The 14632-nt window shown below is 46.7% G+C and carries 13 protein-coding genes; 4 read left to right on the top strand and 9 right to left on the bottom strand.

What is annotated here, in order from left to right:
* Nucleotides 1–32: 32 nt before the first annotated feature.
* From B9J87_RS16225 to pilM, 4 genes are read right to left on the bottom strand one after another with little or no spacing between them, the layout of a single operon-like run.
* The gene (locus B9J87_RS16225) at nucleotides 33–554 is read right to left on the bottom strand and encodes a pilus assembly protein PilP (protein ID WP_017047272.1); all 522 of its coding nucleotides are present in this window, start codon (nucleotides 552–554) and stop codon (nucleotides 33–35) included.
* Nucleotides 541–1134: a type 4a pilus biogenesis protein PilO gene (locus B9J87_RS16230; RefSeq protein WP_013855887.1), complete on the bottom strand. Its 594-nt coding sequence runs from the start codon at nucleotides 1132–1134 to the stop codon at nucleotides 541–543. Before B9J87_RS16230 ends, B9J87_RS16225 begins: the two co-directional genes overlap by 14 nt.
* Complete coding sequence (locus tag B9J87_RS16235) at nucleotides 1127–1729, bottom strand: PilN domain-containing protein (RefSeq protein ID WP_064625964.1); 603 nt, start codon at nucleotides 1727–1729, stop codon at nucleotides 1127–1129. The genes B9J87_RS16230 and B9J87_RS16235 overlap by 8 nt, the downstream gene beginning before the upstream one ends.
* On the bottom strand, nucleotides 1719–2729 hold the full coding sequence (gene pilM / locus B9J87_RS16240) for a type IV pilus assembly protein PilM (RefSeq protein ID WP_094151730.1): 1011 nt from the start codon (nucleotides 2727–2729) through the stop codon (nucleotides 1719–1721). The genes B9J87_RS16235 and pilM overlap by 11 nt, the downstream gene beginning before the upstream one ends.
* 149 nt (nucleotides 2730–2878) lie before the next feature.
* On the opposite strand from pilM, the gene B9J87_RS16245 reads away from it, so the two are divergent.
* On the top strand, nucleotides 2879–5377 hold the full coding sequence (locus tag B9J87_RS16245; protein ID WP_094127500.1) for a penicillin-binding protein 1A: 2499 nt from the start codon (nucleotides 2879–2881) through the stop codon (nucleotides 5375–5377).
* Between the two features lie 36 nt (nucleotides 5378–5413).
* Here B9J87_RS16245 and oxyR read toward each other — a convergent pair whose 3' ends face one another.
* Complete coding sequence (gene oxyR, locus B9J87_RS16250; protein ID WP_026027425.1) at nucleotides 5414–6304, bottom strand: DNA-binding transcriptional regulator OxyR; 891 nt, start codon at nucleotides 6302–6304, stop codon at nucleotides 5414–5416.
* A gap of 146 nt (nucleotides 6305–6450) precedes the next feature.
* On the opposite strand from oxyR, the gene B9J87_RS16255 reads away from it, so the two are divergent.
* From B9J87_RS16255 to B9J87_RS16265, 3 genes are all read left to right on the top strand, one after another.
* Complete coding sequence (locus B9J87_RS16255) at nucleotides 6451–7179, top strand: redoxin family protein (protein WP_013855882.1); 729 nt, start codon at nucleotides 6451–6453, stop codon at nucleotides 7177–7179.
* Nucleotides 7180–7292: 113 nt separating this feature from the next.
* Nucleotides 7293–8762, top strand: a complete 1470-nt coding sequence (locus tag B9J87_RS16260) for a dihydrolipoyl dehydrogenase (protein WP_094151736.1) — start codon at nucleotides 7293–7295, stop codon at nucleotides 8760–8762.
* A 129-nt stretch (nucleotides 8763–8891) separates the two neighbouring features.
* Complete coding sequence (locus tag B9J87_RS16265) at nucleotides 8892–9146, top strand: DUF3624 domain-containing protein (RefSeq protein WP_013855880.1); 255 nt, start codon at nucleotides 8892–8894, stop codon at nucleotides 9144–9146.
* 193 nt (nucleotides 9147–9339) lie between these two features.
* Here B9J87_RS16265 and argH read toward each other — a convergent pair whose 3' ends face one another.
* The 4 genes from argH to argC form a co-directional block, all read right to left on the bottom strand.
* Complete coding sequence (gene argH, locus B9J87_RS16270) at nucleotides 9340–11214, bottom strand: argininosuccinate lyase (RefSeq protein WP_013855879.1); 1875 nt, start codon at nucleotides 11212–11214, stop codon at nucleotides 9340–9342.
* A gap of 129 nt (nucleotides 11215–11343) precedes the next feature.
* Complete coding sequence (locus B9J87_RS16275) at nucleotides 11344–12567, bottom strand: argininosuccinate synthase (protein WP_017043213.1); 1224 nt, start codon at nucleotides 12565–12567, stop codon at nucleotides 11344–11346.
* A gap of 93 nt (nucleotides 12568–12660) precedes the next feature.
* Nucleotides 12661–13452: an acetylglutamate kinase gene (gene argB, locus B9J87_RS16280; RefSeq protein ID WP_010317663.1), complete on the bottom strand. Its 792-nt coding sequence runs from the start codon at nucleotides 13450–13452 to the stop codon at nucleotides 12661–12663.
* A gap of 23 nt (nucleotides 13453–13475) precedes the next feature.
* Entirely contained in the window at nucleotides 13476–14477 is a 1002-nt protein-coding gene (argC, locus tag B9J87_RS16285; RefSeq protein ID WP_081245068.1) for an N-acetyl-gamma-glutamyl-phosphate reductase, read from the bottom strand.
* Between the last annotated feature and the right edge of the window lie 155 nt (nucleotides 14478–14632).

The raw sequence follows: 14632 nt of genomic DNA on the forward strand, positions 1-14632 counted from the left end.
TTTAATCATAGTGATTTCTCTAAATTCAAATTCTATTTCAGAGCCAATTTGACGTTACGTTGATTCCAACAACCTAAGCCGTCTGGCAAGGTTTCATTGATCAGCAGATAATTGGAATCAACTCGAGTAACTTTGCCGTGATTCAAACCTAAATATTGTCCCGCTTTCACGTTGACGACCTTGCCTTGGGGCGTTTGCACTAATGCCGATACCGCGCCCCCGCTACTCATCACGCCTTTTAATCGAAGTTGATTAAGCGGATAGCGCTCTAGCTGGCCATTTTTACTGCGAGCCGGAGGTTGCCAGCAGTCTGCCTTCACTACAGGCTGATTTTGTACAATCGCTTCTTTAGGCAGCACAAAAGGTTCGCGGGATTCATGTTGCGCATAATGAGCAACTTCAAATTGAATAATGGGTTTTAATTTGGAGACTTCTTTGCGTGCTTGCCCCTCGACCTGCTCCACATAAACCTTCAATGAATCTTGATTCGCCTTACAACCAACCAATACACTGGTACTAAACAACACCATCAGCAGCAGATTATTGTTTTTCATCGTCCACCTCTTGCTTGAATTGATAGGTATAAGCGCGCACCCTAAAATGTAACGTGCTGCTTTCCTGGCTAACCCGTTGCCAATCAACATCATCGAAATTAATAATGCGGGGCAATTTCGCGATCGCCTCTGAGAAATCACCAATGTCGTGGTAATTCCCAGTTAATTCAATATTGAGCGGCAAACGATACAGAAACTCTTTATTCTGTTTTTCTCCCCAATCAATACGTGTAAAGGTTAACGCGTTATCTAGCCCTAGTTCATTGACCGATGCGAGCATGCTTGCGAGCTCTTTTTGCACGGGTAATTGGCGTAATAAAAAATCATAACGTTCAGTTAATTCATCCAGTTGAGCTTGCAACTGGGGTAAGGTGGCGGCTTTGCTAGCCTTAATCCGTAAGGTCGATTTCAACACCTCTTCTTGCTGTTTTAAGTTCTGCAATTGCTCATTTTGAGGCATAAGATAGAACCACGCGCCAACGCCTTGAATAATCAGCATCAACACCAAAATAACCAGCAGTTGAGGCAGCAACGGCCATTCAGCCATTTCATCCATATCAAGATCTTGAAAACTAGTCATGGACAGCTCCTGTAGGCCGAATCTTGGTTAGCACAGCGCCCTGTGGTGTCGGGGAATGAAACATAAATGACACTTTAAACGTCTGAAACTCCTTACCAAATCGCTTATTACCGTGCACGATAGAGTGCATGTTGACATCGGAAAGTAAGGCTGATTTTTCAAAATTATCGAGCATGGTCGCAAGACGCGCAGTGCTGTCACTGATGCCCGTAATTTCAATTTCTTCACCATTCATTTTGATCTTATCGACGTAGACTCCTTCAGGCATAAGCTGTGGCATCAGGTTCATCAACTCGGTGGTTTTATTGCGTTGGCTTTGCAATGACTCAACAACCGATAAGCGAGTTAATAGTGCCTTGTGTTCTTGTTCCGTCATTTTTAATGCATTGATCTGTTTATCAAGCTGCTGAATGTATTGATTCAAATAGGCCAGACGAGACTCTTGCTGCTGCGCTTGCCCAGAGAAATACAAACCGATACCCCATTGAATACCAACAGCGCTCATCACACCTAAGACGACCAAGCCCATAAAACGACGCTTATGCGCCGCTCTTTGTTCCTCTCGCCAAGGCAGTAAGTTAATGCTATGCAACATGAGAAGACTCCAACCACTCGATACCACGCAGTGCAAGGCCTGCTGCGGTGCTAAAACTCTGCCCAGACTGCTTACCTCGCTGGCGTTTCGCTAACTTATTGTTAAACAGAAGGAAGGGATCGAGAATCTCGCACTCAAGCTTGAGACGCCGCGAGATCTCTTGCGCCAACATCGGAGTATCTGCGCCACCACCTGAGAGCCAAATGCCTGCTAAACTGCCCGCGCCATTGACGGAGGTGAAAAGCTGCAACTGACGTTGAAGTCGCTCGATCAACTCATGCACAAAGCGCTCGTTTTTATCGGCTAATTCCGCATTGGTGCCCGACATCGCGCTGTCTTGGGACAACCACTGACAACCGAGAGGGATCTCTTTATGAAAAGGGGCTTTATCAGTAAAATCAATACAGAGCGCCGTTTGGGTATGGCCCACATCCATGAGCATCCAATCGCTGCGATGTTGTGCCCTGCTCGCCAACTGCCAGATGCTTAACAAACTGTGTATTTGCACATCAACCGCGATCGGTAAAAAGCCCGCTTTTTGAGCCGCTAACGCACGGCTTTCCACGACGTCTTTACGAGTGGCGTAAACTTGATAACTTACGGTGCTACTGCGACTTACGCTTTTTTCCATCACTTTGACGAAATCGAGACTCAGTTCTTCTATCGGGAACGGTGACTGATGAGAAAATGCCTGATAAATAGCAAACTCTTTTTCACGCGCCTGCAGGTCACTATCTATCTGTAATACCTTACTTATTACCGCATTGTCCGGTACCGATATGGCGACTTTGCGACTAAATAGTGGTAAACCCTTTCTTAGTTCTTTGAGTTTCTTTACAATTTTCTGATAATCCAGCGTGTGGTTATCGGAGAATATGTCCTCAGTAATAAATAATTCTTTATAACCGACGAGTGCATATGAATCACCCGCTAGCTTTAACACCACCGCTTTAATACTATGGTGGCCAATATCTATACCCGTAACCAATGATTTACCCATACGGCTTAGCTCCAGTAACGCTGCTTAGGCTTAGCTCGATTTGCTTATTTTGAGGTTAAATAAGCCACAATTTATTTTTAGAGCTAAATTTTTAGCCTAGAGTACAAGGGTTTGCATAAGGGCAGCCTTAACTAAACAGGGATTATCCGGTGAAGTTCATAAAGCGATTGTTATTACTTTCATTGATTTGCATTATTCTTGGAGTCACTACGATATTTGGCTTCTATTTTTACGTGAAGCCAGACCTCCCCGATGTAGCGACTTTACGTGATGTACAATTGCAGACACCGATGCAGGTCTATAGTCAAGATGGCAAGCTCATCGCCCAATTTGGAGAAAAGCGCCGAGTTCCGTTGCGTATTGAAGAGATCCCGCCTGAACTTATCGAAGCGATTATCGCCACCGAAGATAGCCGCTTCTACGAACACTATGGTTTTGACCCAATTGGTATCACTCGTGCTGCGGTCGCTGTGATCGCCTCAGGTAGCGCTAAACAAGGTGCAAGTACCATTACTCAGCAGCTTGCTCGTAACTTCTATCTCTCTAATGAGAAGAAGATCATGCGAAAAATCAAAGAGATTTTTATCGCTATTCATATCGAGCAATTGCTGACGAAAAAAGAAATCCTAGAGCTTTATCTCAATAAAATTTATCTCGGTTACCGATCGTATGGAATTGGAGCGGCAGCCCAAGTTTATTTTGGAAAAGAAGTCAAAGATTTAACACTGAGTGAAATTGCCCTGATTGCAGGACTTCCCAAAGCACCTTCAACCATGAACCCTATCTATTCTCTAGATCGCGCGACTAACCGCCGTAACGTGGTGCTACAGAGAATGCTTGATGAGAAATACATAACCCCAGCGCAATATGCGCAAGCCCGCTCTGAGCCCTTAATGTCGAAATACCACGGTGCTGAAATTGAACTTAATGCACCTTATGTGGCAGAAATCGCCCGTTCATGGATGGTGGAGCGCTATGGTGAAGAGTCGGCTTATACCTCTGGCATGATTGTCACCACAACAGTAGATTCCAAACAGCAGCAAGCCGCGAGTAAAGCTGCAATCAATAACCTACTCGCCTATGATGAGCGTCATGGCTATCGCGGTGCTGAAAAAGTAGTTTGGAAAGAAGGCCAAACGCCATTGAATGAACAGCAACTGGCCGAGCACTTAAATAATGAGCCGACTTATGGAGATTTATTACCAGCCGTCGTTACCCACGTAAGCAGCCAATCGGCTACGGTTTGGGTTAAGAATCAAGGATTGCAGACCATTGAATGGCAAGGCATGAACTGGGCTCGCCGTTTCTTAACTGATTCTCGACAAGGACCGGTTCCGAGTACAGCGACGGAAATCATCGCCGCTGGTGAACAAATTTGGGTACGTAATCGTGCTGAATACAGTGATGAGCATACCACCGACGAAGTACCACAGTGGTACTTAAGCCAAGTACCCAATGCCAACACTGCCTTTGTTGCCATGAACCCAGAAAATGGTGCGGTACTGGCGCTGGTTGGCGGCTTTAACTTTGTGCACAATAAATTTAACCGTGCGACTCAATCGGTGCGCCAAGTCGGCTCAAGTATTAAACCCTTTATCTACTCTGCCGCCATCGATAAAGGCATGACCTTAGCGACACTCATTAATGATGCGCCGATTAACCAGTGGGACCAAAGCCAAGGTACAGCATGGCGTCCTAAAAACTCACCACCGACTTATATTGGCCCAACTCGTCTTCGCGTTGGCTTGGCTCAATCCAAAAACGTGATGGCGGTGAGAGTGCTACGCGCTGTTGGGCTGGATGAAACACGTGAGTATCTCACTCGCTTTGGTTTTGATATTGACCAAGTACCACGCTCAGAAACCATTGCCTTAGGTGCGGGAAGCTTAACGCCGGTTAAGATGGCGCAAGGCTATTCCGTGTTTGCCAATGGTGGCTATTATGTTGAACCCTATTACATCAGCAAAGTTGAAGATCCCTTTGGCAAACTTGAGTATCAAGCCACACCAAAAGTCGTTTGCCAACAGCAGTGCACCCCAGACACAAATGAGTTCGATGAGCAAGATGTTGCATCGCACTATGCTCCACAAGTCATTTCCGAACAAAACGCATTTCTTGTCCGAGAGATGATGTACAGCAATATTTGGGGTGGCGGAAATTGGCGTGAAGGAACGGGTTGGAATGGTACAGGCTGGCGTGCACAAAAGCTGGGGCGTCGTGATATTGGTGGTAAAACAGGAACGACCAATGACTCCAAAGATGCGTGGTACAACGGCTATGCACCGGGCATGGTCGCTATTGCTTGGGTCGGATTTGATGATCATAACCGCAACTTAGGTAGGACAACCGAAAACAGCAATGTAGATGACGATGGTGTATCCGGTGCGGAAGCGGGAGCAAAAACGGCACAACCTGCTTGGATTGATTTTATGCGTCAAGTACTGGTCGATGTGCCAGCGCAAGACAAACCCATTCCCGCCAATATTGTGCGGGTAAGAATCGATATCGATACCGGCTTGTTAACCAATAAGTTTGATTCAAGCTCGATGTTTGAATACTTCATTCAAGGCACAGAGCCAACCGAGTATGTCGCAGAGAGTGTCTCTGACAACATCTACTCTTCACCTACAGGTGAAGAGCTATTCTAAAGCTCAGTAAAAAGAGGCTAAATTTAGCCTCTTTTTTTATTTCTCATTTAGCTTTGTTTTGATTGCGTGAGCCAACTGCTCAAAACGCTGCCTCAATGGCGATCCCGGCCGATAAGCTAATACTAAGCGGCGTGAAGGCTGCGGGTTGACCGCTTTAAGGTAACAAACGCCATCCTTCTCTTTGACATCTGGTAAAGAGAGTTCAGGTAACAGGGTAATTCCCCCACCCGCTGCGACCATATTACGCAGCGTCTCTAAGCTGGTCGCTTTAAAACGTTCGTCATCTTTTGCGCCTGCCGCAAAACAGAAACCTAAGGCTTGATCGCGTAAGCAATGACCGTCACCTAAAGCCAATACCGTTCGCCCTTTCAAATCCAACATACTTACTTCACTTTTTGCAGCCCATTCATGCCCACTAGGCACGGCAATACTCAATGCTTCGTCATACAGATCAATCTCTTTAAAGTGAGCCGTTTCCGCAACGGAGGCCAACACTAAACAATCGAGTTTTCCATCTTCTAACTGGCGCACAAGCTGTTGGGTTTGCGCTTCGTGTAAATAGAGCTCCAGTTCAGGAAATTGCTCTTTTAAAAAAGGCACAATACGCGGCAAAAGGTAGGGGCCTAAAGTGGGAATGAATCCAATATGGATAGGACCACTCATCGAGCCACCCTGGCCGCTAGCCATATCTCTGAAGGTTTTGATTTCACTTAAAATACGCTTGGCCTGATCGACCAATTGCAGGCCCGAATCGGTGAACAATACTCGGCGACTGCTGCGCTCTAATAATACTGTTCCCAGCTCATCCTCCAGTTTGCGGATCTGGCCACTGAGTGTTGGCTGGCTCACAAAACAAGCTTCTGCTGCTTTACGAAAATGTTTATGTTCAGCTAATGATACTAAGTACTCAAAATCACGAATGTTCATCTTCAATCTCAATAGAATCCACCTATTAAAACCATAGCATCAAACGATTGGAGCTATCAAAGGTTTTCTTCCATAATGGCTTCAACAAATGAGAGCAGCGGCTCTTAAAATCATAACCTAACTTAGAAAATCACAAGGAAAATAGAATGTTAGTATCTAAAGAAGGCCAAGCGGTACCACAAGTCACTTTCCCTACTCGTCAAGGTGATGCTTGGGTTAATCTCACAACAGATCAATTATTCAAAGGTAAAACCGTTATCGTATTTAGCTTGCCAGGTGCCTTCACCCCAACCTGTTCATCAAGCCACTTGCCGCGTTACAACGAACTGTACCCGGTGTTTAAAGAGCATGGCGTTGATGACATCCTATGTGTTTCGGTGAACGATACCTTTGTGATGAATGCTTGGAAAGCAGACCAAGAAGCAGAGAATATTACTTTCATTCCTGATGGCAATGGCGAATTTACTGACGGTATGGGTATGTTAGTTGATAAAAGCCAAATCGGTTTTGGCAAACGTTCATGGCGTTACAGCATGCTAGTCAAAGATGGCATCATCGAAAAAATGTTTATCGAAGCTGATGAACCGGGTGACCCGTTCAAAGTATCAGATGCTGACACTATGCTGAAATACATTGCACCTAACTATAAAACACAAGAATCGGTTACCGTATTTACTAAACCAGGTTGCCCATTCTGTACTAAAGCAAAACAACTCTTGATTGACCACGGTCTTCAATATGAAGAAGTGGTATTGGGTAAAGATGCAACCACAGTGAGCTTACGAGCTATCACAGGCCGTACCACCGTTCCGCAAGTTTTCGTTGGTGGTAAACACATCGGCGGCAGCGAAGAGCTAGAAGCTTACCTGGGCTAATCACGCCTGCCCTAGGAAAATCTTCCTAGGGCATCCTCCTCATTTAGACTCAATGACAGCATTATTAAATGTTGCCATCGACTATCCACATTCCAAATTTAGAGAAAGCGATGATGAAACAGTTAAACGTTGATGTAGCCATTATTGGTGGTGGGACCGCAGGACTCGGCGCTTATCGTGCAGCAAAAGCACATACGACTAGTGTCGTCATGATCGAAGGTGGCCCATACGGAACCACATGCGCTCGCGTCGGCTGCATGCCATCTAAGTTACTGATTGCGGCCGCTGAAAGCGTCCATCACATCCACAAAGCTCCTGCTTTTGGTATTCATCCTCAAGGTGAAATTGTCATTAATGGGCGTGAAGTGATGGCGCGGGTAAAACGTGAACGTGACCGCTTTGTCGGATTTGTGCTTGAAGGCGTTGAGGAGATCCCCGCTGAAGACAAAATCTCAGGCTACGCCCAATTTATCGACAACCACACCCTACAGGTCGACAACCATACCCAAATCAACGCCAAGCGGATCGTGATTGCTACCGGTTCTCGCCCAGCCTACCCCGCGGTATGGCATGAACTTGGCGATCGCTTAATCATTAATGATGACCTATTTGAGTGGGACGACTTACCGGAATCTGTTGCCGTATTTGGCCCGGGAGTTATTGGCTTAGAACTAGGTCAAGCCTTACATCGCTTAGGGGTAAAAGTGAAGCTGTTCGGCATTGGTGGACAAGTTGGCCCATTAACCGACCCTGATGTAATGGCTTACGCTGATAAAACGTTTAAGGAAGAATTCTATTTAGACGCTGACGTTAAAGTGGAAAGCATGAAACGCCTTGCTTCTCCAACAGGCCAAAACGACAAAGTTGAAATCCAATTCATCAACCGTGAAGGGCAGCTCGAGACATTTGTCGTTGACTATGTGTTGGCGGCAACCGGTCGTCGCCCGAACGTAGATAAATTGGCAATTGAAAATACCGATGTAGCCCTTGATGCGCGCGGCGTACCAACGGCCGATCACTATACGCTGCAAACCTCTGTAGACAGTATTTTCATTGCTGGTGATGCCAGTAATCAACTGCCACTGCTTCATGAAGCAGCCGATCAAGGTCGTATTGCAGGGGATAACGCTGGCCGCTACCCAGATATTCGCGCCGGGCTTCGTCGTTCTTCTATCTCAGCGGTTTTTTCAGACCCACAAATTGCGATGGTCGGTGAATCCTACAAACAGCTAACCACTCGTTTGGGAAATTGTGGCTGTTTTGCTATCGGTACTGTGTCGTTTGAAAATCAAGGCCGTTCACGCGTCATGCTGCGCAATAAAGGGTTATTGCATGTGTATGGCGAACAAGGAACAGGGCGATTTTTAGGCGCTGAAATGATGGGGCCGAATGCAGAGCACTTGGCTCATTTGCTGGCGTGGGCACATCAAAATCAGATGACGATTTCACAGATGTTGGATATGCCTTTTTATCACCCCGTAATTGAAGAAGGCGTGCGCACCGCGCTGCGTGATCTAAACGCTAAACTGCATTTAGGTCCTGAGATGATAAAGCATTGCATGGACTGCGGTCCGGGCTGTTAATTTTCAACATCCATTCATGCGGTCGCCCTTGTGCGGCCGTTTTTTATACGCTTTAGTTTCAGCCACGCCTTAGACTCACACCTTCGCGCACGTTATACTGCCGTTATTTTCTCTTTAATGAACGCGCTTATGCCTTGCAATAACTGCCAATCTTCGTGGTTTTGGAAAAAAATCGGCCGCTGCCAACGTTGTATGGATCAGCTCACTGTTTTGTCTGTTGGGTGCTGGCTTGTGTGGTGGTGGTTATGCAGGGAGAACCCTAAAACCATTGAATCGATCAGCTTGCTAATAGCGGGCTTTGCCTTTAACGGTTTGCTGTTTTTACATCTGTGGATGAAGTTTGTGGTACTCCCTTGGCGTAAGCGGCAAGGGCGCGACAAATAAAAAGCCAAAGAGCACAAAAGAAAAAGCCCCAGAACCAATAGTAGGTTTGGGGCCTTCTTAGATTCTTCTAAGAAAAAGCAGTGGTACAGTTATAGACCACGCTTTTCTTAAATTGTTCCGTGATCATTCGATCTTTTTGAGATCTTTTTCCAAGGCCTCATTAACGGCAATGATCGCGTTGGTAATCAAAGCATTAAGCGACGTTGACTCGCTTGATGATCTGCTCAACCAAATTGATCTCAAGCGCCACTTCATCACAAGCGTGCTGCCGTGGGCATTGTTCACAATCTTTAAGCACTTTCTCTGGCAGTAAGCTTTTTGAGGTTGGAATAAAATCATGCTTCATGAAAAACTCTGGCGTTCGAGTCAGAACAAACACTTTCTTAATCGCCATTTGCCGCGCTTTATTCACCAAATACGAGACGATCGCTTTTCCTTGTCCTTGACCTTGCCAACCTGCTTCTACACCAAGCGAACGAATTTCAGCCAACCCAGAGTCATAGACATATAACGAGGCGCATCCCGTCACTTCACCATGGTGTTCCGCCACGGCAAATGAACCAATATCGCGCACCAACTCATTGCGTGAACGGGGCAAGTTTTCTCCCATATTCGCCCAATAAGTGACCATACTTTCTAGCGTTTCAATATCCGTCAAACGGGCAGGACGAACTTTCACCGCCGTGGTGTCACGTTTGTCTAAACGCGCTTTAGCTTGATCAACCGCATAGGCCACTTGTTTTGGCGAAACGCCGCCTAAAGCGCTGCGTTTTTCTAAGCAAGATTCGATGGTGAGGATCGCATAAACATCATCTTCAATGACCGACGAAAACTCTTTAAGCTCGGCAAGGGTCAGTTCTTCAAGCGCACACCCTTTCGCAATCGCGCCAACCACCGCGACGCCCACAATATGGTGCGCTTCACGGAAAGGGATCCCTTTGGCGACTAAATAATCAGCTAATTCGGTAGCATTGGCATAGCCTTGTTTGGCCGCTTCTAAAGTCCGTTCGGTTTTAATTTTGATGCCATCAAAGCAAAGCGCAGCCATTTCCATGCAGTCGTTCCAAGTATCCAGCGCGTCAAACAGCCCTTCTTTGTCTTCTTGCATATCTTTGTTATAAGCCAATGGTAAGGCTTTGACCGTCATCATCATGCCCGCAAGCGAGCCATAAACACGGCCAGTTTTGCCACGGATCAGCTCTAATGCATCAGGGTTTTTCTTTTGCGGCATCAAGGATGAACCCGAAGTCACGGTGTCAGCCAGTTCGATAAAACCAGACTCACCCGAGTTGTAGAAGATCATATCTTCCGCCAAGCGCGATAAATGCAGCATCGAGATCGACGCCACCGACATCAATTCCATCACGTGATCTCGGTCAGATACTGAATCGAGCGAGTTACGCGTGGCACGGCGAAACCCTAAATGATGAGCAAGCTGTTCACGATCAATCGGATAGGCCGTACCTGCCAGCGCGCCGGAGCCAAGTGGACAAGTATCAAGGCGCTTAATCGCATCATTTAAACGAGAGTAATCACGCTCAAACATTTCAACATAGGCCAAACACCAATGCGCAAAGGTCACTGGTTGCGCACGTTGCAGGTGGGTATAACCGGGCAAAACCGTCGCTTGGTGCTGCTGAGCAACCGACACTAGTTTCGTTTGCAGACGATCTAACCCCAACAGTAATTGCTGACCTTGCTGGCGGCACCACAATTTTAAATCGGTCGCGACTTGGTCATTACGAGAGCGCCCAGTGTGCAGCTTTTTGCCTAAATCACCCACTTTGCTGATCAACTGCTGCTCAACCCAAGAATGAATATCTTCTGCATCAGAGCGTAAGATCTGCTCAGGATCTTCCATCACTTCCAGTTTGAGTTCGTTGAGCGCAAGTTCTAGTTTTTGCTGCTCCTCTTCGCCCAAAACATTCACTGACACCAACGCCTTTGACCATGCTATAGAGCCCACAATGTCTTGTTCAGCCAATCGGTAATCAAAGCGAAGTGAATCGTTGAACTCTTTGAACCTCGTGTCTGCTGCTTGGGTAAATCTACCGCCCCATAATGCCATTGCGTATCTCCTGCTCTTAGGTCGCGACTGAGCGTGACCACATCAAATTGCTCAATCATTTTTATAATAAAGATCGCTACTAGAGCGATCTTTTATTGTTATTTTTGTGTCTCTACCTTGGGTGTTAACCTAGGCTTTATTCTTCTTCGCTTCGTTCAACGCTCTGATCCGGCTTGCCAACGAATAGAGACGAATGAAGCCGCCTGCGTGGCTTTGGTCATACACAACATCTTCACCAAAGGTCGCAAACTCTTCCGAGTACAAGCTGTTTTCCGAACGTTTTTGCGTCACTGTCGCTTGCCCTTTGTAAAGCTTCACAACCACTTCACCATTAACATCCTGTGCCAGCTCATCGGCTGCAGCCATGATGGATTTACGCAGCGGAGTGAACCAACGGCCATCGTATACAAGATGCGACGCTTTGACACCCAGTTCTTCACGAAATTCGAATGAGGCTTTATCGAGCACTAACTGCTCAACAGCACGCAACGCTTCCATCATGATGGTGCCTCCTGGGGTTTCATAACAACCACGAGACTTCATACCAACCAAACGGTTTTCGACGATGTCGATACGACCAACGCCGTGTTTAGAGCCTTTCTCATTAAGGTAAACGAGTGCGTTGTAAGGCGTCATCAGCTCACCATCGACGCCAACGACTTCGCCTTTCGCGACCTGCAGTGTGACAAACTCTGGTTCATTTGGTGCTTGTTCTGGATCTACTGTCCATACCCAGCAATCCTCATTAGGGGCATTCCAAGTACTCTCAAGCACGCCACCTTCGGTCGAAATGTGCCACGCGTTCGCATCACGCGAGTAAATTTTCGTCAATGAAGCGGCGCAAGGAATGTTACGCTCAGCAAGGAAATCAAGACACTCTTCACGACTCACGATGTCCCACTCACGCCAAGGGGCAATCACATGTAAATCAGGCGCTAGGGCTGCAAACGCACCTTCAAAACGCACTTGGTCATTACCTTTCCCCGTACAGCCGTGACACAGCGCATCAGCACCCACTTTACGCGCTACTTCGACTTGCGCTTTGGCAATGATTGGGCGAGCCATTGACGTCCCAAGCAGGTATTTACCTTCGTAATAAGCGCCTGTTTTTAGTGTTGGGTAGATGTATTCAGCGACCATCTCTTCTTTAAGATCGACCACATAACACTCTGACGCGCCAGACGCTTTCGCTTTCTCTTCAATGCCGACCAATTCTTCTTCACCTTGGCCGACATCGGCAACAAAGGCAACCACTTCACAATCGTAGTTTTCTTTTAACCACGGAATGATTACCGAGGTATCTAGACCGCCAGAGTATGCGACAACGACTTTATTGACTTGAACCTTGCTCATCTTACTTTCTCCATTTCCCGGCGCTGCGCTTGGCGGTCAGTGCTCTGGGTGATTAATTACTTACAGCTGTTATCAACAACTGATTAAATGCGTTTATTGAGGTAAAAATTGGGTCCCGATACTTTCGCCCGCAAACAATTTGCTGAGCTTATCTGGGTAACGCCATGTCGCCACTTCAATCGGGCGACCTAAATCATTTGCCGCTTCCAGCGCCGCTTTCACTTTGACAATCATGCCATCCGTGATCACTTTGCCTTTAATCAGCGCATTGGCCTGCTGCTCATTGAGGCTCGACAACAAATGGCCTTTGCCATCCAGCACACCGCTCACATCGGAAAGCAGAACGAGCTCTGCATCCAATGCGCCAGCCACTGCAACGGCTGCTTGATCGGCGTTGACATTCATCATTTGACCATCAGCGGTCAGGCCAATCGAGCTGATAATAGGCAAACCACCAGCGGCTAAAATCGCTTGCACGATTTGTGAATCACCAGGAGAAGCCTTGCCCACTGCGCCGAGTTCTGGATCCAACTCTTCGACTTTGCATAACCCGCCATCAGCGAGCGATAAACCAACCGCATTTAAGCCATCTTTAATCGCTTGCCCTTGCAGCATTTTGTTGGCTGTCCCAGCCAGCGCGCCTGCAATCAGCGGAATTTGGTCATAAGGCGTGACACGCAAACCTTCTTTCTTCACGGTTTTTAGTTGTAATTTCGCCATCAGGTCATCGACGAGATAACCGCCCCCGTGCACGATGACAATTCGTCGCTGAGCTTGGGCTTGATACAGTGCGATTGCGCCAAACAGTTTGCTTAGCGTTTCAGAACAAGACAGCGCCGCGCCGCCTAACTTAATCACTAATGGATTTTGCTTTGTATCTGTCATATTTAACCCTTACGCTTGGTGCGTTACACCAAAGCCGTTAGCTCAGAAAAACCGTAATGAATATTTAAACACTGCATCGCTTGGCTCGATGCCCCCTTTAATAAATTATCGATCGCGGACACGACGATAATATGCTCACCTTGCACTCGCCAACCGAGGTCGCAAAATGGCGTAAATTCAACATCTTTGATGCTCGGCAAGGTTGATTTGAGCCGAACCGCTGGTTTGTTAGCGTACGCCTTCTCAAAAGCATGGCTGACTTGTTGCTCTGAAATACCTGATGCAAGCTTCATCGTCACGGTGGCCAAAATACCGCGTTTGAAATTCCCTAAGTGAGGCGTAAAAATCACATCACATCCTAAATGGGCGACGATTTCAGGTTGGTGGCGATGAGTAAACACGCCGTATGGCTGTAAGCTCACTTCACAAAAACTATTGGTTAATGTCGCTTTTCTGCCCGCACCTGTGACACCGCTGGTGGCATTAATCACCGGCCATTGAGTTGTATCTAACAAACCCGCTTCAACCAAAGGCTTTATCGCCAGTTGCGATGCGGTTGGATAGCAACCCGCAACAGCGATCAATTGGCTCTGCTTAATTGCCTCATAATTCCATTCCGCCAGTCCATAAACCGCGTTTTCTAACCATTTAGGGTGTTGATGTTTAAAACCATAGTAATTTTGGTAAAAATCATCACCTTTGACGCGAAAAGCACCAGAAAGGTCGAAAACTTGACAATTTTGCGCAAGAAAAATAGGCGCGAGATCATGGCTCACCTCATGAGCCGTAGCTAAAAACACCACATCACATTGGCTTGCAACGCTCACCGGATCCACTAATGGTTGTACCTGCATGTCGACAATACCGGAGAGTTTGCCATGCAGCTCAGCCATTGGTTTTCCAGCATCTAGGCTATTGGCGGAAACGTATAAACCTGATAGCGTGAGTTGTGGGTGTTTTTGCACCATATACGCCAACTCAGCGCCGGTATAACCGCTAGCTCCGATAATTGTGGTTTTCAACATCTCGTGACATCCAATTTCAAGGTAAAAAAGACAATCTAAAAATGACTATAAATTTCAAAAAAGACACTTAACTCGGTTTTTTATTCACACAAAGTGATTTAATATGTGTTTTACCTTCTCGCAATTACTCTGTCAATACTAGGAGCAAAGATAAT

The organism is Vibrio sp. V19_P1S1T109 (assembly GCF_002241375.1).
Taxonomy (GTDB): domain Bacteria; phylum Pseudomonadota; class Gammaproteobacteria; order Enterobacterales; family Vibrionaceae; genus Vibrio; species Vibrio anguillarum.

Bases quoted from the DNA above. Each gene is read 5' to 3' on its own strand.
- B9J87_RS16225 (WP_017047272.1), bottom strand. From the start codon at position 554: ATGAAAAACAATAATCTGCTGCTGATGGTGTTGTTTAGTACCAGTGTA.
- B9J87_RS16230 (WP_013855887.1), bottom strand. From the start codon at position 1,134: ATGACTAGTTTTCAAGATCTTGATATGGATGAAATGGCTGAATGGCCG.
- B9J87_RS16235 (WP_064625964.1), bottom strand. From the start codon at position 1,729: ATGTTGCATAGCATTAACTTACTGCCTTGGCGAGAGGAACAAAGAGCG.
- pilM (WP_094151730.1), bottom strand. From the start codon at position 2,729: ATGGGTAAATCATTGGTTACGGGTATAGATATTGGCCACCATAGTATT.
- oxyR (WP_026027425.1), bottom strand. From the start codon at position 6,304: ATGAACATTCGTGATTTTGAGTACTTAGTATCATTAGCTGAACATAAA.
- B9J87_RS16255 (WP_013855882.1), top strand. From the start codon at position 6,451: ATGTTAGTATCTAAAGAAGGCCAAGCGGTACCACAAGTCACTTTCCCT.
- B9J87_RS16260 (WP_094151736.1), top strand. From the start codon at position 7,293: ATGAAACAGTTAAACGTTGATGTAGCCATTATTGGTGGTGGGACCGCA.
- B9J87_RS16265 (WP_013855880.1), top strand. From the start codon at position 8,892: ATGCCTTGCAATAACTGCCAATCTTCGTGGTTTTGGAAAAAAATCGGC.
- argH (WP_013855879.1), bottom strand. From the start codon at position 11,214: ATGGCATTATGGGGCGGTAGATTTACCCAAGCAGCAGACACGAGGTTC.
- B9J87_RS16275 (WP_017043213.1), bottom strand. From the start codon at position 12,567: ATGAGCAAGGTTCAAGTCAATAAAGTCGTTGTCGCATACTCTGGCGGT.
- argB (WP_010317663.1), bottom strand. From the start codon at position 13,452: ATGACAGATACAAAGCAAAATCCATTAGTGATTAAGTTAGGCGGCGCG.
- argC (WP_081245068.1), bottom strand. From the start codon at position 14,477: ATGTTGAAAACCACAATTATCGGAGCTAGCGGTTATACCGGCGCTGAG.